The organism is Shimia sp. FJ5 (assembly GCF_032918335.1).
Lineage (GTDB): Bacteria > Pseudomonadota > Alphaproteobacteria > Rhodobacterales > Rhodobacteraceae > Shimia > Shimia aestuarii_A.
This window is the reverse complement of record NZ_JAWJUV010000006.1, coordinates 101,940-123,372: the sequence shown is the minus strand read 5'-3', so window position 1 is coordinate 123,372 and position 21,433 is coordinate 101,940. Positions and strand designations below refer to the sequence as shown.

The following is a 21,433-nucleotide window of genomic DNA, read 5'->3' as shown; positions in this document are numbered from 1 at the left end:
CGCATCACTCGTCTCTCCGACGACCGGTGAAGATATGTCCGCCGATCTGCACATTCTCACCACCTCGTGCATTGGACTGGGTTGCAAGCCATGTCGGCACGCTGTGGCTTTGCTCACCGCGGGCCACATGCGCATCCATGCCGGCAGGGGAGTAGTAATGCGTTGCGCCCCCTGTCGGGTCAGTGATCTGCCCGGAATGCACCTGATCCACGATGGCGCCGATCCGCTTGTAGTCCGCGCTGCCCTCCTTGAGGTCCGTGGGAAGAGAATTGCGACCAACACCGGAGTTCCAAGCTGAGAACTGCTTGAGCTGAAGGCTAACCTCTGCCGGGTTGTCGCCCCAACGCGGATCGGCAACCCGGTTCATGATCACATGCGCCACGGCAGCCTGACCGGCCTCGCTCTCCCGCGCCGCCTCGCCATAGATGGTCCGGATCATCATGTCCCGGTCATAGGTCGTCAGCGGCTGTGCGCTTGGGGTCTGGCTGGATTGAGTCCCTCTCGATCCGGATCCGGAGGTCGTCCATCCAGCGATCATATCGGCGGCGGCATCTGCCAGATTATCCCCGAAGGGCACGAGTTTGCTTACCATGTTCCCTGCGACACCCGCAGTCTGACGCAACCCGATCGCTGCCTGTGTCTTGTCTGCCTCCTGTCGGATCTCGCCTTGCCGTTGGCTGGTCTCCGCCTTCATCTCCTTGTGTTGTTCGCCGCTGGTGCGGCTGAACACCTCGTGACGCTTCTGGTGATCCGCGCCGGTATCGGGCAGGCGTTGTTCTATGATCGGTTGCTCTGGCTTCTTAAGCTGGTAAGCGTCGGCCATCTCATGCGCCGGGCGATTGAGGTCTAGTTCCGAGAGCAGCGCCGGCAAGACGCTTTCGACGGCGCGTTCCTGCGCGCGCACTCCGGCCGTTGTTTTCGGGTTCAGGAAGCCCGAGATCTGTGAGTCATCGTATCCAGCTTCGCGCCATTCATTGACAATCGCATCGGTCAGCTGCCCGTCATAGCTGAGACCTTGAGAATAAAGCTTGGATTCTGCCTGGGACAGGGTCTCGGCCTCTTCAACCGCCTCAGCATAGGTCTCTGCCTTGCGCTGCACCTCATCGGTGCTCCACCGCTCTCCGGAATCCTGCGACGCGCCCTGGCTCGTTTGCGATGATGACCGGATGGAGCGTACCGCTTCGCCATAGCTCGATACGGTCTCCGTCAGGCCCGATTCACGCGCCGCAGTGACGAGTTCGCCAAAGCGATCGCTATCCACGCCCTTCAGACCAATATCCGCACCGGCACTGGCACTGAGCGGTGACAGTTTGCCAATCCCTTTGCTGGACTCAGCCTTGCCGGCAATCGCCAGAGCATAGGCCGCATCCGTGGAAATGTTATGCTCCTTCGCGAAGGTCTCAACCTTCTGATGCGCAGCACGGGCCTCTTGAGCCTTGCGCGATCCGGCCGCGGTGGAGTTGTCGATCGCCGTGCTTGTGCCGGAGCTGAGGCTTTGCCCGAAGTTCGCATAGTTCGACGCGACATCGCTGACCGAACTGGCCCATTCATCGCGCGAGGATTTGGCCGTCCGAATGGCCGCATCCTTGCGGTCTGAGATTTCCTCGCGAATGGTCTGACCGACCCGCGCACTCATGCCCCCGGTGGTTTGCGCCGTACCCGTCGCGAAGGTTGACGAGCCATCGGCATTGACCGTGCGCATCGCGCCATTGACCATGCGCTCCGTCGCCGCCCCGATGTCGCGCAGGGAAGAGGTGTTTGTTTTGTTGGCGGTGAAGTTGTTCATGCTGGCGTTTGCGAGCGAGAGATTGCCTGTCGCTGCTTCACGCCCGGATTCCACGGCGGCACCCTGGCTCACGTTCAGCATAGACGTGGCAAGGCCCGCGACCCGGCCGGCCCCAAAGAGGATCACTGTTGCCACGAAGGGCACAGACATCATGAGGTAGCCCGCGATCGTGCCGACATCCTGCTCGACGGCGCGCACGCCGAGATGATTGGCGAAGCTCATGCTATAGCTCATGGCCCCGTCCGAATAGGACCCCATGGCCTCGCGGTAATATCCGCTCGAGGCTTTCATGACGATTGAATGGAGAATGGCCGAGAGCGGATCCCATGCGGCGAGCCAGACAAACCCCCCGAAGTAGCCCTTCATCACACCCCAAACCATCGGCGTCAGCATCATCAGCATCGCGAGCGGGAAGGCGGCGTAGTAGAGCGATTCAAAGACGATTTTCAGGAGGGGCACCCATTTGAGGGCAGAAATCCCGACGGCGCTATAGCTTGCCGAGGTCTGCGCTTCGGTGCGCGCCGCCTGATAGGCGGTCATCGCTGCATTGTTGCCAGAAGAGGCGATGAGCCGCTGGATCGCATCGTCCATCGAGATGATGAGCATGGTTTGACGGATTGTTTCCGTTGCCGAGGACGAGGCCATGCCGACAAAGTTCTGAAACTCCCCGAGTGTGCCGGTCATCTTGTTGACGGAATTGGTGAGCGTGGCCGTGCCGGAATTTGCGAACTGCGCGGCCGCTTTCTGATTCAGGACGGTTTGAACCTCGGCCGTCATCCGATCCTGGATCAGCGGCCAGCCTTCGACACAGGTCTTGGTCTCCTCGAGCACTGGATCATAATAGGCGAGCGAGTTGGGCACGTTGGAGGAGATGAAGGATTCAAGATCGCCCGTGTAGCCCATACCTTTGGTATCGACGATCCCGATATTGGAGCCATCGACCATGCAGTTTTCCATGAAGTTGACGAGGTTCTCCTGAATGATCGGCGTCACCGCGCGCCAGCGCGCCGCCTGGCTCATGATCGTGGAGCCGAACATCATGCCTGAGCGCTGGTAGGTGAGATCGTCCGGAGCGGCGAGAAGGGTTTCCATCTGCTTTGTGATGCTGAAGCCTGCACGCGAAGAGAGCGATCCGACGAAGGCGACTGACCAGGGCACATTGTCCACGATGCCGTAGATGCCCGTGGGTTCGGTTGAATCCATCACGATCACCTTGGCCTTTGGGCCGATGCCGATCGCGACGACGATCAGCGCCCCGATGAAATACGTGAACGCCTGCCGCACCGAGCCGAAGATCACCATCTGAAGGGAGGCAATCATCAAGCCCGCAGTGATCGCGGTATAGATCAGCGTCTCGAAGTTGCCCGATCCGGTGAAGGCGGCGAGGTAGTTGAAGATATCGTAGAGGTAGTAGCCGCCCCCGGTCGTGTGGATTTCCAATTCTGGCATCAGCGCTGACCTCCGAAGTTGGAGACAATGTTGGAAAAGATCGCGTTGGAGGAGGCCGCGAGGGCGCCCTTGGCGATCGCGAGACGCTCAAGGTTGCGCAGGGCTTCGGCGTATTTGCGTTGCGCTGAGGCTCTGAAGGTTTGAAGCGTGTCGCGGGTCTGGCGGGCTGTTTCCTGGAATTCCCGGTTGATGTCGCCGGAGATATCGACATTGGCGGCGGAGTTCAGGATCTCGCTGACAGCCTCATCGATATAGGCCATGGCGAGATCCACTGAGACCAATTCGGCCATCGAGTTGATGTCATCCTGCACGAAGCGGTATTTGTAGCCCTTCGCCGTCACCAGGTGGTCATAGATCGGGATCGACGTCAGGTTGATCAGCGCGATCGCCTCCTCGGGCGGCGGTGTGTCGTCGGAGATCGCGTCGGAGAGATCCTCGATGGCCTGTGCGGTCACGGCAAAGAGCGCGTCTGAGGCGGAGATTGTCCGGTCTTCCAGAGTGGGGTTCAGACACTCCCCCGACTCGTCGCATTGCAGGCTCTTGAAGCTGCCACCTTCCACAAGCGCTTTGGCGGAGTCCGGCGAGAGCGCACGCGGCGGAATGGTGCGGTGCGTCATGGAGGCATCGTCATCTTCCGGCGCAAGCGTGATGATCGTGCCCGAAAGGGTCATGAAGAATTCTGCGATCACCGGGTTGGAGGAGAGGAAGTTGTTCTTCTTGATGGCTCTCCAGGCGTAGTTCACGTCCGTGGGCACCTGATCTTTGAGTGCGCCTTCAGCTCCGGCCATCGTGGAGTTGTTCTGGCCGCCTGTGCCGCAGCCGTGTTTGGCCGCAACCCTGTCGGCAAACCCGCCCGTGTAGCTGCCGATCGATTGGCAGACATGCTGGCTGGCACCATCCATCTTTGGCCAGAGCGCCCCGACGAGGAGCTGGCCGGTCTCGCAGGAGTTGATGTTCATCGAGTTCACCTGCTGAATCAGGTCGCGAAGCTTCGCGACCAGTTCTTGAGTGCTCGGCGAAAGGCTCTGCAGCGCCAGTTCAAAGGCAAACCCGGCCGCGTTCTGCATGATGCCCTCCATCAGGGCGATCAGCTCTTCCTCGGTGATAAAGGAGAACGCGCCTCCGAAGATGTCGATGCCGCCACAACCGGCACGGACAGACGGGAGCTGGATCGAGGCGAGTTGGCTGTTTCGGGGACGGGTGCGCAGATAGAGAGAGCCAAGCGTTGCATAGCCTGCTTGCTGGCCCTGATATGCCGTTGGCTTGGTGACATTGACCCCACCGCCGGAGCGCTCCCAGAAGTCGCGTAGATCCGAGCCGACATCCGCCTTAAGCGGTTGAATGAACAGGCCCGCGAAGATGACGGTCAGGATAAAACGGTTCATTGCTGCAAGTTTCAATTTGAAAACCTTTCTCCCATGGGGATCTCGCGGACCACGTAGACGCGATCGAGGATTTGATCTTCGGTCAGCAGACCGCCACCGATCAGTTCCACTGCGCCGGTTTGGGTATCGACAATTGCGATGAAGGGGCGTGGCAGATCGGCGATGCCGAGCGCGCTCAACTGTCCGTCATCGGCCACGGCGTCCGGGAACCCTTCGATCGCGCTGCCGTCTGTCGAAACGGCAAGAATGCTGATGCCAAATTTCTTACGCACACCCTCGAGGACCTGGGCTTGTGCGAGGCAAATTCGGCAATCGACGGGATTGTCGTAGACGAATAGAAACCCGGCCTCCGCTGCGGCGCGTTTCAGGGCGGCGCGCTCGGCTTCGTTCTTCTGGTCCTGGTAGATGTTGATACCCATCTGGGTGCGCGGCCGCTTGACGTTTGCATCGAGGTCCGGCGTTGCGAATAGAACGCGCTGCCACACCGCCGCAAACCGGCTCGCCATCTGGGCCATTTCCTTGTTCACCTGCATATAGGCTTCGAGGTTTTCCGGGGTGGGATCGAGGATCGCTCGGTTCTTCAGCTCTTCGGCCCGTTTGCGATAGGCTTCGATCTCTTCTGTTGCCGTTGGCGGCGGGGCTTGAGGGGCCTGCTCGGGCTGAGGCGCGGGCAGGGGCTCCTCAACCGCTTCCGGGTCGCAGTAGAAGTGCCAGCCTTCTACCGCCTCGTCACCACATTCGAGCGTGCGCGCCCCTGTCTCGGAGGCGAGAAGCGTACACGCTATTGCCAGAGCCATCGCGCGTCTCATGAGCGACCCTCCAAGGCGGCCGCCTTGATTGCGACAGAGACCGATTGCGCATAGTGGCGCGCGTTCTTGTAGCCCACGATCTGCGCAATGATCGTGTCGCGCTTCTTTGAATAGATCAGCGTTGTCGGCAAAGCATCGACCCCGGCAGAAAGAGGGTGGTTTGCGGCATCGACCATCGTCGGGAAAGGCGCGATCGGGCGGCCGTCATGCGAGGCGACCAGCACCGGAATGCCAGCAGGCTCCGTAAGCGCGGCCAGAACGGGCGCGGCGGACTTACAGACTGGGCACCAGGATGCTCCGATCAGAATGACGCCAACGCTTCCATAGGGATTGTTGGCGGCGAAGGACGGGCAGGGGCTGAGGCTCGCGATGGCGGCAAGTATGAAGGATCTGCGCCGCATCAGTTCTCTCCCTCATAGACGGTTTCCGCATCCTCTTCGACATTGGGAAAGCGATCGTCGAAGAAGTCCTCGATGCCCTCGGCAACGGGCAGTGTGATGCTGTTCATGATGTCGCCAAAGACGGGTGAGAAATCCATCTCATCGACATCGACGGTCCCGATGTCTTCGATCGTGACCCCGTCACAGTCGGGAACGTTCGGGGCTTGGCCCCACCCCATGTCTTGTTGGTCACGGAATTCCTCGATGAAGACACGGCCGAACTTGGAGTTGAAGGCGCAGTAGTGGTAGCGCCGCTTCACACAGGCACCGAAGACTTTCTCCTGACAGGTTGACCCCAGGAAATGCGTTGCGCCTGCGTTGCGTCTGTCGGCCAGCTCAACGGCGGAATCAGGGCACATGCCAAGGGAGCCGACGAAGACGCCGCTGAGCGAGCAGCAGTTGCGGCCGGGCGCTTTCGAACAGGTCAGATAGTTGCCGTTGAAGAAGGTCACCTCATTGGGATCTTCGGTATTCTGATCGCGGAAGTCGCGCTGCATCTCGGCCAGAATGTTCAACCACGCGGCCGAGTTCCCAAAATCATCCGACGTCTCTTGTTCGATATCGAGGCAGGTATCTCCGACGCAGACATTGATCGGTTCACAGCTTGTTTGCAGATCGGCGGTCTCGCCGCCGCAAATATAGTGATACTCACGATTGGAGCAGACGCCGTTCTCGTCTTCCACAAGGCAGGTGTCGCCCTTTAAGACACAGCTCGGATCGCTCTCGAGGGGGCCGCAATTGTTGTCGCCCTCGCCGGGCACAATACACATGAAGGTGCGCTCACGTTTCCACCAGTCGCGGAAGAAGTCGCGCGCGTTGATCTTGCGGGTCTCTGCACCTTCGACCGTCTCGGTATTGGCAAGCTCACATTTTGGATCGGCCTCGAGGCCGTCGCAGGTGGAGACGATCTCTTCCTGCACTTCGCAGTAGACGCGCTCCAAAAGCGTCGCTGGTGCCATGTCTGCCGGGGCGTTGAAGCAGGAATAGCGTTTCCTGGTCTGGCGGCATTCGCCGTGCTTGTACTCGATGCATTCCTCAGAGATCTCGGTGCAGTTGAGGCTCACCTCGACCGCCGAGCATTCGTTGAGCGGCGCATCGTCCTCGCAGGCCTGCGTTCCAACTTCTTGCACGCAGTAAGGGTCAAGCGTCAGACCGCCTGTCTCAGTGGTGCCCGTGCCTTGCTCAGTGCACAGATCATAGACCGGTGTATCGCAGCTGATCTCTGCGGCAGCGACCACAGGGCTTGTGAGAAAAACACACACTAGAACGCGCCCGATCAGTCGCATATCTCGTCTCCAACATTCTCGAACGTGTCACAGCAGGGGCCCTCGAAATCGATCGCGACAGAGGCGGCGCCACCCTCGGCGCTACCGGTCAGATAGACGACACGCAGCTCAAACTCGGTCTCGATCCATCGTGCAGGCGCATCCGGCACCGTGGTCTCGAAGCGTTCCACATCGAGAAACCGGAACGTGTCCTTCACGGTGTCGAGATTGCCGCCTGAGAGGGTGGCGAGATCGTCGCAATTCCAGAAGAACTCGTAATACTCGTGATAGTAATCGGAATCGTACTGGATGCGCGCGGTCACATTCATGAAACGCCGTCGCCAACCCGAGGCGGTCGGGTGGTAGCTCACGAAGCTCAGATCGAGATCACCGAAGGAGCCGTTCGCGAAATCGAATTGCCCATCGAGGATGCGTGGTGCTGCGGGGATCACTGGGGTGAACCAGCTCGCGGGGACCTCGCCTTGTGTCGCGCCGCCTCCCGTGAAGCGCATTTGGCCATCGACCATGACGCGCTCAAACTCGACGGCGCGCACCATCGGGACAGGTGTGGTGCCGGAAATCGAGTTCGACGGTACGATCAACGCCTCATCGGGATCCCCGAAACAGGCTTGTGCCTTTGGCTGATCAAGCCTCTGTGGTGTCGCCGCACGATAGTCGGTCTCCAAGGTATCAACATAGGTATCAAGCACATCTCGGCCCGCCCCGTCCTTGACGAGAAGTTGGGCGACGCCTTTTGCTGTCACATCCTGAAGCAGAACCGAGCTTGGCTTTACGCGATCAGAGATTCTGATCTTGAATTCATGCTTTACCAGAGCAGCCCACCCATCGGTCGGGCCCGCGCCAAATCCCGGTGCCGCAGGAGGCCCAACGGGATGTTCGGGCGCTGCAAAGGTGATTGTCAGGGTGTTTCCGGCCCAACTGGACGTCACCCCTTCTCCCTCAACCTCGATCTGGTTGGCGAGGCAGGAGATGGGGCCATCGGGATTTGCGCATTCAAGCTGGATGTTCTTCGTGCAGATTTTGGTGAATTGGGCGGCACGCTTGTCGCAGCGCCAAGTGTCCGTCCGGTCCACCCAGATTTCCCGGGTCAGGTCACAAGATCGCGGCGCTCTTGCTGGCATCGATTCACAGAACATGTCGATGGTCTGCGAGACAGGAATATGGGGCTCTTCGCAATTTCCAAGTTCATCTGAGAAATACTGGCCCGCAACGGCCTCGGCATTCTCATGCGCCCAGTTCGCATCATCAAAGAGTGGCCCTTGCCCGTCGATGTCCACATCGGGGCGCACGAGCGCACTGTCTTCCGTCGCCCGCAAAACGCGCCCCTGATTGGTCTCTGCGTTGCGGATCTCTGCGATTTTGTCTTCGAACTCTGTATGGCTGTAGCCTGTCTCAGGGGGGGCGTCCGTCTCGAAAGGGGATACGATCTCCTGAACCGTCTCGTCGGTGAAGGTCGATGTGGCATTGTCTTGCGAGATCGATTGCTCCGCCCGGCTTCGGTAGTCCTCTGCGAGCGCGGGCTTTTCGGCAATCAGGAGACAGATAGCGAGGGTCGCGCAGGTCGCCAGGGGACGGTGTTTTTGCGTCGCGAACCCCATCTCACTCGACCTCCAGAAGACGAGCGGCCTTTGCTGCCGCGACATCGCCCGCATCGGCGATGAGCTTCAGTGCGAACTCGAGCGGCACGTTGCCTCCGACACGATCATGCGGCGGCACAGGGTCCTCTTCGCAGCCGGGGGTTTCGCAGACATCAATCTCATCGACGGTTGCCACCAGAACAGGCACGGCTTCGACCTTGAAGCGCGTGAAGAGTGTCGGATCGATGCTGAAGCCGATCGCCGCGTCGAGCGAGCCGAAGGTCTCCCGTAGCGCTTCTTCCGTGTCATAGACCGAATTGTTCACGAAGCCGCGAAACACCACCGGGACACCGTAGCGGTCGGCCTCTTCCATGATCTGACGAAGCGAAGGTTTGGGCATCGAGAAGGAGGCGAGCAGGAAGATCGTCGAGCCGTCATAGCGCGCTTCGGATTGCCCATGCGCATTCGGGTCAAGCGACGGATCGATCCCCATCAGGTCGCGCACGCGGGGATCTGTGAGGGCACGGTCTCGGAGCGTATCGAAATCGATCCCGGAAAAGGCACCTTCCTGCGGGCCTTGCGGCTCCAGTGTTGTCTCGAGCCTGCGGCCGAGTTCCTCCGCCTCCCGGTCGATGGTCGCGAGAGGGGCTGTGATCGGCCCCGTCGAGCCTGGTGCGTACTCGACGACAGGGTCTTTCTCTTCGCGGGCGACGTCTTCCTGCGCGGAAGCCATCGTTGACGAAAGGGTGAGTGCGGCTGTCAGGGTTACAAAGCGCAGCAATTTCGTTTCCTCCACATAAGCCAGCCGAAGGACTCCCCCCGGAAAGGGAACTCCCGAAACCGTTCCACAAATTGAGGTGAGAACCCGACCGGTCCGCAGCCATAGCGTCCGCTGGTCTTTGGCCGTGGCCGCGTGATCTGCATCCGGTATTGGCTCTTGTTGATGATCGGCTGTGACGTTGGTTGGCACAGGGCAGACGAGGACGCCGTGCGCCGTGCCAAAAGCAGGCGGTGCATGCGGGCCACCATTTTGGTGGCAACGACCTGGCTCGCCATGACGCCGCCGACATGGGCGCCGACATCGCCTTGGATCGGATAGATCGAGCCTCCGCAGCCTGCACACCAGAAGAGTGAGTCCATCGGCAGGCCGCCGGCAGAGGCTCTAACGCAATCAGCCGCGCAGGCCGCTTGGGCAATGGGGTTTGCGAAGAGTGCAGCTTCGGGGTTGATGAGGTTGTTCAACTCCGCATCCTGCCAAAGCGGATCGATCTCCGAGATATAGGCGACATCGAACTGTGCGCTCTGCATACAGAGGCCATCGACGATAACGCCGAGCCAGGAAATCAACGGGTAGAAATAGTAGTGAGATTGCCACTTCGATCCCGTCGCACCGCCGTTCTGGGTGACATCGGAACTCTTGCCGAGGGACAGCAACCCGAGATCGATGTCGAACCCCATGTTCACAAAACAACCGGGCTCATTGGCGACATCCACCAACCGTGCCGGTTCCCAAAGCCCGATTGCAAGGCCGGGCCGGGGCGGGATGCCGGGGCATAGACATACCGGCAGCGTTTGATTGGGCGTGTCTGGCCGGTCGCCCCCGATGCTCAAGCCACCGATCGAAATCGGGAAGATGCAATCCCAGCAAACCTCGGTGATGGGGTTCAAAAACCGTTTGTTGCAGATTGCCGCCGCTTCGCTGGCAAAGAGCGAGAACATCATGGCGAGCACCAATGCGCGGGACACCCCGAAGAACGTGGTTCGATCATCGATCTGGGTCATCGGAGGCCTCCACCGGTACTTCTTCGACAATCATCACGGGATCGGCTCTACGAACGACTGCGGGGGTGTTCTGAACGCCAAAACGGTCCACGAGCACAGCATTTTGATCGAAATAGAACCGCCGCCCATGCTTGCGCATGAGGTCCAGAGGATCGCCATTGGTCAGAACAAGGAGCGTGTTCAGCTCATCGCCTTCCGAAAGCGCAAATCTGACTTGCGCCGGATCATCCCCATCGAAGATCACGATCCGCTTGTTGAAACGGGAAAACCCGAGAGGGTTCACCACGGTGCCAGCACGCGCGAAGACCACGCCATTGTGGTCCGCCAGATCGCGCTCGAGGGTAATCGAAAGATCAACCTCCCAGCTCGCGGCCACCTCTGCCTTGCCAAGACCGAGCACCGGGCGCGGCCGGTTGACATAGGCGCGCGTGGTGTCCTGCATCTCCTGGCGCATTTTATCCATGGCGCCGCTGCGTTCCATCTCGCGCAGGCGGGTTTTGATCGTCTCGAGGATCGAGGGTTCTGCGATCTCAAAGAGCGGGCCGTGCACGCCCAAGTCTTTTGCAAGGAGCGGTTGGCTTGCCAGAAACAGGGCCACACAGGCCGCGCTCAGATCGTGAAACCGGCGTGCGTAGGGATTGGCCGGACCGTAGCGGACACCCTGTTCGCAGAAGCACCCAAGGTGACCGCACAGCCAGGCACGGTGCAGAGCCGTGCGCGCCAAGCCTTTGCGCAGCGCGCGCGGCAAATGCCAGCCAGAGTAGCCCAGAAGATAGATCTGAAGGAGGAGCCAGCGTTTCATTGCAGCCACTCCTTCAATCGCGTCCAATGGGGAAACGGAATCGCGAAACCCGCCGCGACAACATCGTCGCGCGAGATCCCTCCGATCACCTCATATCGGCTATCGAGACTGTCCGGACTGTCCCCGAAGACCGCGATCTCGTTTTCAGGGACCCGGTCAGCGCCCCAGAGCGGAGAGACGAGCTTGCCAGCTTTGATATGACCTTCGACGCATGAGGTGTTGATACACAACCTGGTCCCATCGCGTGTGACGGGATCGCCGGCCACACCAACGACACGCTTGGTGAGGTAGAGTTCACCGCCGTCGAAGGCCGGTCGAAGCACATCCGGCATCCTCACCGCAACGATCCGGCCCGGCTTGATGTGCTTGGGCCAGGTCACCATCGCAAAAGCGTTGCCCTGAAGGCTCTCAGTGGCATTCACGGCGAGCCTGCCAAACGCCAACGCGTAGTATCCCAGGAGTACGACACAGAGCGCAGGGATGATGAAGATCGCTTTAGAACGCCTCGTCATCGAGCACCTCCCGCATGATATCTTCGGTAATGTCCGTGAGCGGGGTTTCCACTTCGCTCAGGACAGCGTCCCTTCGCACGACCATGGCCCCGGTCGTCGCGCTGTAATTGGCAAGCGCAGAGCGGGTGCGGCGCTCAAACACCACCACCGCCTCTTCAAACGCGCCCTCCTGCACCCTGTCTGAAGACCAAATGACGAAGAGCGTCAGGCTGCGCTCGGGGTCAAAGGCGACGATCCCGGGCAGTTGCGGGCGCAGCTGTCCCAAGGCAAAGCCGCCAAGGAGAGCGAGTTGAACGCCCACCACCGCGGCCCCGACGAAGAGGATCGGTTTCAGCCTCATGAGACCTCTCCCCGCTCGACAAGCGTCTTGATCGCCTCAACGGTCGACATGCCCTCGGCGCGATACTTGTTGCGCTTCTGAACGGTGGCGCCTTTCGAGGAGAAGACGGCCAGCGAGAATGGGTCGAGGAGAAGGCGGCCATAAACGAACCCTTCCGGCATTTGGATCGCCAGTTCGGAGAACTTACCGGGGACAGAGGTCAGGGATTTGAGGAGGCTCTTGACGCCTTCGTTGACCGACCCGAGCGCATCGACACTTTCCGGCTTTTGAGCCATAAACACCCGGAAATCGGAGTTCTCGAGGCAGACTTGGGCGGCAGGGTTGGCTCTATAGTCCGCCATCGACTGCGTGCCCGTGATCAGCGCGCCGGTGTATTTCCGAGCCCGGCGCACAACGCCTTCGATAAAGCTTGCGGTCCCTTCACCGCGCAGCAGATCCCATGCCTCATCGATGATGATGGCAACCGGCGTCGATCGATCCGTCTTGAACATCAACTCGGTGCCCAGAAACATGATGATTTGCAGGATCGTCGCCTCGAGCGCCGATTGCCCCTTGATGTCACTCAGCTCAACCACCGTGAACGGCGCATCAAGCGCGATATTGGCCTCACCCTCGAAATAGGAGGCATAGGCACCCCCCTTCGAGTAGACATCGAGCTTCCTGACAACGTCGGGAAGGCGCGGCTCATCCTTGGCGGCTTGGCTCAACAGATCACGCACATCGGTGATTTCGCCGTGAGAGCCTTTCTCATCCCAGACCCGCGCGATCGCGGAGCGGATATAGTCCTCCTCGACGCCTTCGACCCTGCTGGATTTATGCGCGCCAAGATCCGCCATCGAGGCGACAACGCGGGTGACGAGCTCGATCGCGTCTGAGCGATACTCTTCGCTGCCCATTGCATCTGCATCGAGTAGGGAGAAAGGATTGAGACGGTTCTTTGTGGCGCCGTCGAAAGCGATATGCTTGCCTTCAAGAATGTCTGCCGTGGCTTTGAACGAATAGCCATCGTCGATCACGAGAACACGACCACCGGCCGCATAGATTGAGCTGGCAAGCTCTTGCATCAATACCGACTTGCCTGCGCCGGACTTGCCGACCACCGCGACATTGTAGTTGCCCGATGAGGAGAAGTTGTCCCATTGGAAGACCTGGCCCTGCCGGCCTTGCAGCAACATACCGCGGCCTCTGTTGTTGCCGCTCCATTCGCCATGCACCGGCAAGAATGCCATGGCTGCGGTGCCTTTGAGCAATCGCATCCGCATCTGACGTCCAAAATCGACCAGCATACGATCTGAGCACCCGAAGGGCAGGCTTGCGAGGAACAACGGCAGCTGGAGATAGGTGTCGGTGTTCAATCGCACACGCTGACGGCGGTAGATCGCTTCCACCTCTCGCGCCGCCATTCTGGCTTCGCTGGCGCCGCCCTTGCTGTAGGCTGTCACGGTGTAGAGCGTCTGGAACAGGCGCTCTCCGGCTGTCACTTCTGCGGCCAGTGAATCGAACTCTTCCTTTTTCTGCGCAAACTGCGGAATGAACTTCCCAAAGGACGTATTGGCCGCGTGTTCATTTTTTCCGCGTTTACTCAAAAGGAAGGCGCCCGCCTTCTGCGCGCTCATTGGGCGCAACACGAAAGATGTCAGAACCGGTCCGTGCGGGCGATCCATCAGCCGCGCCGGGTCTCCGTTCAGCACATATCCGGCTCGAAAGAGCCACTCTGACGGGTAGGCATTCACCGAGGCAACGGTTGCCGCCATGTTTGGGGATCCCGAGAACAACAGCGCATCATGGCTGACGCGTAGCGTAGATCCCGGCACCTGATAGTTCAGGGGCATCGCCTCGTCATAGGCATCGCCGAGATCGCGATCTGTCTCCGCGCTTGGGCGTGCCGCGTGAAACAACTCCCGCAACAGGCCCAGAAGGCGCGCAGGCTCCACATTCACGGCCCAGCTTGCTGTCTCATAGACGTTGCGCAAGCCCGTTCGAAGCGCGCCGATCCGGTGCTCGTCGTCCAGTCCGGCGTTTTCCGTATTGATCCAACCGGCCAGAAACAGACGGCGATCAAAGGGGATCGCTCGTGCGCCACCATCATCCTGACCATAGGAGAGGGACTTCAGACAGGCCGCACGTTGAGAGGTCATCTCGTCCACCAGTGGCGAGACATCGCGCCGGGCAACGCGCCAGGCATTGGTGATCGGCTCGATTGTCGGGGAGGTCCAGTTCAGGACTTGCAGAGTGGCATCACTGGGCAGGCTCGAGGACACGACCCCGCCGATATTGTCGGCCAGCTCGTGATCGCCGATCGTGGCGCCGACCTCGAGGAAGAAGCCGACACCGTGATCGAAGTAATAGAGCGCTTTCTCCGGATCGTAAGTCCGCCAAGGCAAGATGTCCGAGAGGACATCCCCGCCCATCAGTTCCGGTTCCTCTTCGCTCCAGGGGATCTCACCGAATAGCCCCGCAAGGGCATCCTTCAGAAAACTCATGTCTCCCCCTTCCCGTACTTCCCTCGACGACGCGGCGAGCGGTGCGGAAAGCTGCGCCCCGCCGCGTCAACCAGGGTCCATGCAAAGCCGCGCAGCTTCTCGACCTTGTCTCGCGGCACCCACACGTTCACCTCCGCAAAACCCGCTTGCCTGCGGGCTTCGCGGATCTCCTTCATCCGTGCGGTCATGTCTTCGCGTGTCCGATTGGCCATCAGCTCTTCCACGCGCCTTTTTGGATCACGAAATGGACAAACCGCGCTTCATGCAGGATGCCGCCCTCATCGAGGAGCGGTGCAATCCACAGCGTCCCGACGATTTCGGGGCTGCGATAGGCGCTCGCATTATAAGGATTGCCGCCATCAGGCAGGCCGAGCGTGCCGCCTTTTCCAGCCCAAAGAGGGTTTTGGGACAAAGATTTGACGGCGGAGTCCTCGGGGCGCTCAGCGAGAGAGACGACGCCGTTAGACCCTGTGCCATCGCTGGCGGAGATGGTTGTGCAAGGCTTGCCCGATTGCGCGCTGCACAGGAAGTCTTTCTCGGTATTGCTGCCGAGACCACATCCAGAGAGAAGCGCAAGAGCCAGCAGTTTGCTGATCACACGCGGTTCAAGCATAACGTTCTTGATCATTGGCCAAGCTCCACACCTTCAAGAAAAACAAGCTCGACCTCGGTCCCGCCATAGAGCGAAACTACGGGCTGATACTGCTCCGCGCGGTCGATGTAATATTCCGAGAGCGCGGAAGCGGCGCTCTCAAGCCCGCTGCCAAGGCTGCCAACCGCCGCGCCCTTCAGGATCTGTTGCGTGTTCGCGGTTTCCACACCCAGCTGTGCATTCGCAGCATCGTTGAACCCTGAGCCCAACCCAGAGATGAGACCGGCCATCATGGCACTGCGCGTCAAGCCACCTTCGCGGCTGGTCACATGGCCACGCACACCTTCCTTGCCAGATCCAACCATGTAGCCGGAGACCTTGGTCTCCAGCACGTCTCCGCGCTTGTTGATGCAGGTCATCGTGATCAGCCGCACCTTCACGCGCTCGGCCGAGAGATCCCCGGTTGCTGAGCCTTGCACGGTGCATCCCTTCAGGTTCACGCGAGCAGGTGCACGGCCACCAACGGCAGCGGTGATCGCCGGGCCAGTGAGCCGGAACAGAACCGGAATCGGGTTCTCACGGTTGGACACATTGGTGGCAGCATCCGCCCCGGAGAGCACAATCGCGGGCGCATAGCTCCCAGCTGGCAGGTAGTTCGTGAGCTTGCGCACATCGCGCTTTCCCTCACGGTCGCCTTCGGCGCTCACAAGCGTGAAGGTCTGTCCAAAATTGCCCGCCGCGACCGCTTGGCTCGCCGCCGCAGTCCCGTTCGAGTTCGATACTCGGGCCCGCGTGCCGGCAGGGCGCTTGCTTATGAAGTCCGTCCCGGCCTTGTTCGTCGTGATCGTTTCCAGCTGCTCTCTTCCGGTCGGTAACGGCTGGCCGGGGCTTTGCGGCGCGCTGCGCGCTTCTGAGAGCGCTTGCTCCAATTCTTCGATCTTCTGGGCCTGTTGAACCAGGAGATCATCGTATTCCGTCTGGATGTCGTTTGCCCGGCGCTCTGCGACGCGACGGGTTTCCTCCAAGAGCTTGCGTTGCTCTTCAAGCTCCTTGGACAGGCGCTCCATTTGGACGCGCCCCTGCGTCACCCATGTCATCTCTGGTGAAGAGCCGGAGTTTCTGTCGCGAATAACGGTCTCATCAACCGTCGCCTGCTTTGTTCCGGGCAATTGCGGTGCGGCAGGTGGCCCCATAAACATTGCCATGAGCACGAAGAGGAGCACGACCACGCCCCCGAGAGCGCTGAGCGCAATAAGCTGGGATTTCTTGCGATCTGCCTGCGCCATTACTTCTTCCTCACGACCACGACCCAGGAGCGCTCACCGGATGCGAGACTTGCCTTCTGGACCCAGACTGCCAGAACGTTCGCCTTGTAGAACTCTTGCTCGCGGACCTGCCGGGCGTCCTTGCCCGCCGCGGCCACGCGAACCTCTCCGATCAGATCCCCAACGCGATGGCGCGAGATCAGCGCGCCATTCTTGCCCCGCGTGGGATATGGCTTGTGAATGCCTTTCTGGATCGTGCTTCGCGTTGCCTCGGTCAGCTGAGCGATCAGACCATCGCCCGCACCGAGCCCGCTCTCTGCGAACCCGCCGTCTCTGGAGACGGTATTACTGGTCGAGTCGACGCCCTCGAGCGTGATCAGAACGGTTTGTGTGCTCGCCTTGATTGGAAGGATCTCGAAGGCCAGCGTCCGATTGCCTTCGGTCACCAGATAGCCGCCTTCTTTTGCAGGCATCTCTTCAGGCCCGACATAGCGCAGGAAGATGTCGCCAGTGTTCTTGTCGTTCTTCACTTGGTAGAGCGAGGCTTGATCGTCATTCACGATCGAGGCAATCCGATCTCCCAAAACGCTCACACGCGTAATACCGGAGACAGAGGCCTTGAAGCGCACCAGCCCGTTCTCGCGGACCCTATGGTGTTCTTCGCCGGCGCTGACATTGGAGGCGGCGAGAGCGATCGCAAGGGCGATCACCCCTGAAAACAGGCGCGTCATTGGACTTCCTCATTGATGATACCCAAGAACGACAGGCGCACTGAGCCCGCTTGAGGTTTGAACCGAACCAACAGTCGGCGATCCTCACGGGAGATCTGGGTGGTTTCGAGATAGGTCGCGAGAACGCCGTCCACGACGACCTCATAGGCGGCGAAGTTGTGCTCTATGACCCTAGGAAAGAAGATCGTGGAGATTTTGCGCGCGGCGATATCGCTCGAGATCCGATCATAGGTTTGCAGGATCTTTGGACGTTCCGCTGGCCCGCTCAAACGTTCCAGAACGCTGCGCCCGAAACGGATCGTGTTGGGCGAGGTATTATACATCGCATAGACAGCATCGAGCGCAAGCGCTTCGATGTAACCCTTATCGACCGCGCCGCGTGCGACCATCCCGTCTTTGACGGTGGTCGGGACAAGCACGACTTGGTTCGATTGGGAAAACACCCGAATAGAGAGCGCGGTGGTGCTTACCAGAAGCATGATGGTGACAACGCCAAGGACGGCAGAACCACGCCGCGTCCGTTTCAAAGCCCGGCTGAGATTTTGCGGCGTCATCATGCCCTCCAGGTGCTGACAGCACTGTCGGGAAAGGACCGGTAAGGGGTCACCTCTCTGGGCAGAATCCAGTAGATGGCTGCGACCAGGCCGGGCAGGCCACGCTCACCTTTCACCCGTTTCCAGATAAAATATGAGATCACAGCAAGCCCAACTCCGAGGAATAGCTTCTTCGCAAGTATCCCGATCAGGAAAGGGGCGATCGCTGCGACTGCTTCATCCGCAGGCAGCACGAAAAACTGTGGAGCGTCTTGTAGACGCTGCTCCACTTTCACAACATCGGTCATAGAACCAAACCACTTCCTACAAAACTCCCTGCGCACGGGGGCGCAGGGAAGCACTGATGCTCAAAGGTCGGAAACGTCCGAGCTCGTCTCGATCACCTCAAGCACATCCGTGCTTGCTGTCACCGAGCCGAGGCTCGTGAGGGTCTGAACGCCGTATCCGAGGAAGACGGCAACACCGACCGCAACGCCGACTTGGGCCCAGCGACCCGTGACAGCGAGAACGATTGCCCCGATGATCACAGAGAGGATCATGATCACGTAGCCGCCAGCGCCGCCAATGATCGTGTTGAGATCCTGGCCGAGCGAATAGAAGCCCGCTTCAACGCCAGTGTCTGACCCGGCAGCCAAGCTCGCTGTGGCGGACAAACCGGCGATAGCGAGCCCTAGCGTCATACTTTTGGCCGTATTCGAAATGTGCATTTCCCTCGTTCCTTCTGTTGAGTGCACGGATAGGTCCGCTGCACGGCGCAGCGGGCATCACCCCGACGGAGTGATTGGGTGGATTGGGAAGCAAGCAGGCGTTCAGTCTGAGCCGCTCACGAAATGATGCGCGATCAGTGCGTGGGCAGGTTTGAGAATGCACGAACTGGAACGAACTGATACGAACCAGTACGAACTGGAAGTGCGCAACTTCTTGTTTTCGCTAAAAAAGAAGTTTTGAGAAATCTATCGGTTTTGCGAGAAGAACGTCATGAACTCGCCTAAGATATCCCCGCACAGGTCATCACGCTCGGAAAGCAGGTCGTGCTTGGCTCCCTCAAGGATTCGTAGCTGCCCTTTGAGCCAATCTGCCATGCGGGTTTTGATTGCCATGTTGTCGACAACGACGTCTTCGGTTCCGCTGATCGTATAGGCTGGGCAATCTGGTGAGGGCATTCGTGACAAACGGCGACATTCATTCATAGCCTCAAAAACCCACCCCGCGCTCGGGGCGCCAGTTTGATGGTTGGGGAGTGAATACGCCTCGCGGACCAGCGCCTGAAACCGATCGCGGTCTTGGGTGAGTCTGTTGTCCTCGAAACGGACGCTGTGCACATAGCACTGGCCCTTCTGTGGAGCGTTGCCGGGCGCATATACTTGTGAAAGTCCAAGCGCCCGTGCGGCACCCATCAGCGGCCAGGCGGCGATGCGTTCGAGGGGGGACATTTCAATACCCCACATGGGGGCAGTGAAAGCGCAAGCCTTGACAGGCAGACCCTTCTCTAGGGCGCGGAGCCCAATGGTGCCACCCATCGAGTGCGCCAATAGATACCAGGGTCTTGGTAGATCCAGCCGCTTCGCCGCCGCGATCATCGCCGCGACATCCATTTGGTAATCAGAGAACCGGTTCACATGGCTAACCATGCTGTCTTTCGTGAGCCTGTCCGAAAGGCCCTGTCCTCTCCAGTCAATGACCAGACAGGAAAACCCCGCGGATATCAGTCTCGTGACCGTGTGATGATACTTTTCCGCATACTCTGTTCGCCCTGGAAACACGAGGATAGTACCCTGCTCAGCTGCCGGTGCCTTCCAGGCCGCCACGCGTAGGCGAACATCATCTTGGGTGTGAAGCCAGTATGCCGCGCAACTGGCCGCGGCCCTGTCCGGCTCATGGTGATAGGGTGCTTCGTTCATGCAACTTTGGTCTCATGGGCTCAAAGGCGGGATCATAAAGGCTCATCGCCGCCACGAAGGTACTGAGACCGACAAGACAGGAAAAGCCGTTGACGAGCCCGATCGAGAGCAGTGCCAAAGACATGAGCACTATCACAGCGATCATGGCGCCCCAAGGGATGTTCGGGCCGTCGGGAAGATGGATTTGGCGCAGTTTTCTATACCAAGGTCTCGCCACTGCCGGTGAGGCAGTCCCTTGAAGCGAAAGGGCGACATGGCGCGAGCAGACGAAAAATACTGCGCAACTCACGAGCAATAGCAAGGCCGTTGTGAACTGTGGAATGCCACGCGTGTTCAGGCGGTAGGGCGCCTGCTCACTGAGCCCGAGGAAAAAGGCGGTATCGTTAGCGAGCCAGTGGTAAATCGTTTCGCCACTCGACATCAGGTAGGTCGATTGAAGCTTGATAAGGGTTGCAAATAAGATCGACAGCACGACGCAACGATAGACCGATTTGATCAACTCAACAGCCGAGGCGTTCGCCGCATCTCGTCCTGCCGCACTGGCAGAAAGTTCTTTGGATGAACAGATGTCGTGGAACGCGCTGGTCACAACGATGAGGAACACGAGACCCCCGAATAAGAGCCACATCAAGGTGGAAAAGAAGGCATAGGCGAGTAGCGAAACAAAGATCTCTGCAGAATTCGACACGACATCGGGGCGCATGAGCGAGATAATGTTCCAATCAATCATGTAACCTGAAGCCTCACCGCTCAGGAGGGCGCGAAGATGGATCCCTGTCCACTGCAATAAGAACAGAAGGCCGTAGCTCAGAACGAAGATGCTCCAGAATGTGTGCTTGAATGCTAGAAGTTTGCGCGGCCATTGCTGGTCGGGATGATCGTCGTTTGCGACTTGGGAAAGCCTTGGCTGGTGCCTTTGATGCCAAGCATTCACCACACCGGTGACAATGTATAAGAACAGAGGCAAGATCACGATTGGCAAAATGGTCCAACTTGGCGCCCACAAGAAACCAACTTGCTTGTTCAATCCTTCGCGCGCTTCGTAGGTCACGCTATCTACGCCAAAAATGAAGGTTACGATGGCAAGAGCCGCACACCCTGTCCAAACAACGACAGGGAGCGTCAGGGGATGCTGGCGAGCAAACAGCGAATCCATCAGCCTGGGCATAAGGAAGTTGCACTGCGGCGCGCTTTCCTGCCTTTCCTTGGTTGTTGCAGTGGTTCGGCAGCTCGCGCGTCGTTTCGTTTTGAGCCGGTGTTGCGCTGCTAGCAGCGCACGACGCACATCTACTGTTAGGACTGGGTCGTCACATCCGAATATTCGTGAGAGAAGATGAATATTTGCTGTGCTGATGCTGCGATCATTGTCGTGAAACCAGTGTTGTACAGTCCTGAGCTCTGGGCTTTCCGCATCAGCAGAAGACGTTGATATTGCTTCAAGTAGGAGGTCTGGTGTCCAGGCGCTTTCGGCCGAACCGCTAGCATTCGCAGGGCGCCCGGTTCCCGTGTCGCAGAAATGCCTGAACAGCTCTTTGAGGCCCATATTGCGCTCTGGCAATGGGTGAAAATACTTTCCATTCTTGATCATAGAACGAAACCTGATGATCGAGGGAGTGATGAGGATGGACTGGATTCTGATCTGATCTGCTGTAGCATCGAAGTCTTCATTGCCACGTCGAGGGTTGAGGGGAGACCGTGCTGCGCCATACCGACGTTGTCGCCGACGAGGAGAGGCTGAG

The 21,433-nt window shown here is 59.3% G+C and carries 21 protein-coding genes; all 21 read right to left on the bottom strand.

The window, feature by feature from the left end:
• Positions 1 to 4: 4 nt before the first annotated feature.
• The 21 genes from R1W01_RS16620 to R1W01_RS16520 all read right to left on the bottom strand — a co-directional run bounded on the left by R1W01_RS16620 (position 5) and on the right by R1W01_RS16520 (position 21,282).
• Positions 5 to 3,235, bottom strand: coding sequence for a conjugal transfer protein TraG N-terminal domain-containing protein (locus R1W01_RS16620; protein ID WP_317275344.1), 3,231 nt, complete (start codon positions 3,233 to 3,235; stop codon positions 5 to 7).
• Positions 3,235 to 4,620 (bottom strand): conjugal transfer protein TraH, encoded by a 1,386-nt coding sequence (locus R1W01_RS16615; protein WP_317275343.1) that lies wholly within the window; start codon positions 4,618 to 4,620, stop codon positions 3,235 to 3,237. The genes R1W01_RS16620 and R1W01_RS16615 overlap by 1 nt, the downstream gene beginning before the upstream one ends.
• A gap of 11 nt (positions 4,621 to 4,631) precedes the next feature.
• On the bottom strand, positions 4,632 to 5,429 hold the full coding sequence (locus tag R1W01_RS16610) for a conjugal transfer protein TraF (protein ID WP_317275342.1): 798 nt from the start codon (positions 5,427 to 5,429) through the stop codon (positions 4,632 to 4,634).
• Positions 5,426 to 5,830: a TlpA family protein disulfide reductase gene (locus R1W01_RS16605; RefSeq protein WP_317275341.1), complete on the bottom strand. Its 405-nt coding sequence runs from the start codon at positions 5,828 to 5,830 to the stop codon at positions 5,426 to 5,428. The genes R1W01_RS16610 and R1W01_RS16605 overlap by 4 nt, the downstream gene beginning before the upstream one ends.
• On the bottom strand, positions 5,830 to 7,155 hold the full coding sequence (gene traN / locus R1W01_RS16600) for a conjugal transfer protein TraN (protein ID WP_317275340.1): 1,326 nt from the start codon (positions 7,153 to 7,155) through the stop codon (positions 5,830 to 5,832). Before traN ends, R1W01_RS16605 begins: the two co-directional genes overlap by 1 nt.
• Entirely contained in the window at positions 7,146 to 8,753 is a 1,608-nt protein-coding gene (locus R1W01_RS16595; RefSeq protein WP_317275339.1) for a hypothetical protein, read from the bottom strand. Before R1W01_RS16595 ends, traN begins: the two co-directional genes overlap by 10 nt.
• Position 8,754: 1 nt before the next feature.
• Positions 8,755 to 9,513 carry a type-F conjugative transfer system pilin assembly protein TrbC gene (trbC, locus tag R1W01_RS16590; protein WP_317275338.1) on the bottom strand — a complete coding sequence of 253 codons (759 nt, stop codon included), beginning with the start codon at positions 9,511 to 9,513 and terminating at the stop codon, positions 8,755 to 8,757.
• Complete coding sequence (gene traU, locus R1W01_RS16585; RefSeq protein WP_317275337.1) at positions 9,498 to 10,514, bottom strand: conjugal transfer pilus assembly protein TraU; 1,017 nt, start codon at positions 10,512 to 10,514, stop codon at positions 9,498 to 9,500. Before traU ends, trbC begins: the two co-directional genes overlap by 16 nt.
• Positions 10,498 to 11,316 carry a type-F conjugative transfer system protein TraW gene (gene traW / locus R1W01_RS16580; RefSeq protein ID WP_317275336.1) on the bottom strand — a complete coding sequence of 273 codons (819 nt, stop codon included), beginning with the start codon at positions 11,314 to 11,316 and terminating at the stop codon, positions 10,498 to 10,500. Before traW ends, traU begins: the two co-directional genes overlap by 17 nt.
• A complete protein-coding gene (locus R1W01_RS16575) occupies positions 11,313 to 11,828 on the bottom strand; it encodes a S26 family signal peptidase (RefSeq protein WP_317275335.1) in 516 nt (171 codons plus the stop codon). Before R1W01_RS16575 ends, traW begins: the two co-directional genes overlap by 4 nt.
• Entirely contained in the window at positions 11,812 to 12,168 is a 357-nt protein-coding gene (locus R1W01_RS16570; protein WP_317275334.1) for a hypothetical protein, read from the bottom strand. The genes R1W01_RS16575 and R1W01_RS16570 overlap by 17 nt, the downstream gene beginning before the upstream one ends.
• Positions 12,165 to 14,651 (bottom strand): TraC family protein, encoded by a 2,487-nt coding sequence (locus tag R1W01_RS16565; protein WP_317275333.1) that lies wholly within the window; start codon positions 14,649 to 14,651, stop codon positions 12,165 to 12,167. The genes R1W01_RS16570 and R1W01_RS16565 overlap by 4 nt, the downstream gene beginning before the upstream one ends.
• Positions 14,648 to 14,863, bottom strand: a complete 216-nt coding sequence (locus R1W01_RS16560) for a hypothetical protein (RefSeq protein ID WP_317275332.1) — start codon at positions 14,861 to 14,863, stop codon at positions 14,648 to 14,650. The genes R1W01_RS16565 and R1W01_RS16560 overlap by 4 nt, the downstream gene beginning before the upstream one ends.
• Positions 14,863 to 15,279, bottom strand: a complete 417-nt coding sequence (locus tag R1W01_RS16555; RefSeq protein WP_317275331.1) for a TraV family lipoprotein — start codon at positions 15,277 to 15,279, stop codon at positions 14,863 to 14,865. The genes R1W01_RS16560 and R1W01_RS16555 overlap by 1 nt, the downstream gene beginning before the upstream one ends.
• Entirely contained in the window at positions 15,276 to 16,529 is a 1,254-nt protein-coding gene (locus R1W01_RS16550) for a TraB/VirB10 family protein (protein WP_317275330.1), read from the bottom strand. The genes R1W01_RS16555 and R1W01_RS16550 overlap by 4 nt, the downstream gene beginning before the upstream one ends.
• Positions 16,529 to 17,239: a type-F conjugative transfer system secretin TraK gene (locus R1W01_RS16545; RefSeq protein WP_317275329.1), complete on the bottom strand. Its 711-nt coding sequence runs from the start codon at positions 17,237 to 17,239 to the stop codon at positions 16,529 to 16,531. Before R1W01_RS16545 ends, R1W01_RS16550 begins: the two co-directional genes overlap by 1 nt.
• Positions 17,236 to 17,793, bottom strand: coding sequence for a TraE/TraK family type IV conjugative transfer system protein (locus R1W01_RS16540; RefSeq protein WP_317275328.1), 558 nt, complete (start codon positions 17,791 to 17,793; stop codon positions 17,236 to 17,238). Before R1W01_RS16540 ends, R1W01_RS16545 begins: the two co-directional genes overlap by 4 nt.
• Entirely contained in the window at positions 17,793 to 18,080 is a 288-nt protein-coding gene (traL, locus tag R1W01_RS16535) for a type IV conjugative transfer system protein TraL (protein ID WP_317275327.1), read from the bottom strand. The genes R1W01_RS16540 and traL overlap by 1 nt, the downstream gene beginning before the upstream one ends.
• A gap of 60 nt (positions 18,081 to 18,140) precedes the next feature.
• Positions 18,141 to 18,473, bottom strand: a complete 333-nt coding sequence (locus R1W01_RS16530; protein WP_317275326.1) for a hypothetical protein — start codon at positions 18,471 to 18,473, stop codon at positions 18,141 to 18,143.
• A gap of 273 nt (positions 18,474 to 18,746) precedes the next feature.
• Positions 18,747 to 19,694, bottom strand: a complete 948-nt coding sequence (locus tag R1W01_RS16525; RefSeq protein WP_243614225.1) for an alpha/beta fold hydrolase — start codon at positions 19,692 to 19,694, stop codon at positions 18,747 to 18,749.
• Entirely contained in the window at positions 19,669 to 21,282 is a 1,614-nt protein-coding gene (locus R1W01_RS16520) for a hypothetical protein (RefSeq protein ID WP_243614224.1), read from the bottom strand. The genes R1W01_RS16525 and R1W01_RS16520 overlap by 26 nt, the downstream gene beginning before the upstream one ends.
• Positions 21,283 to 21,433: the final 151 nt, after the last annotated feature.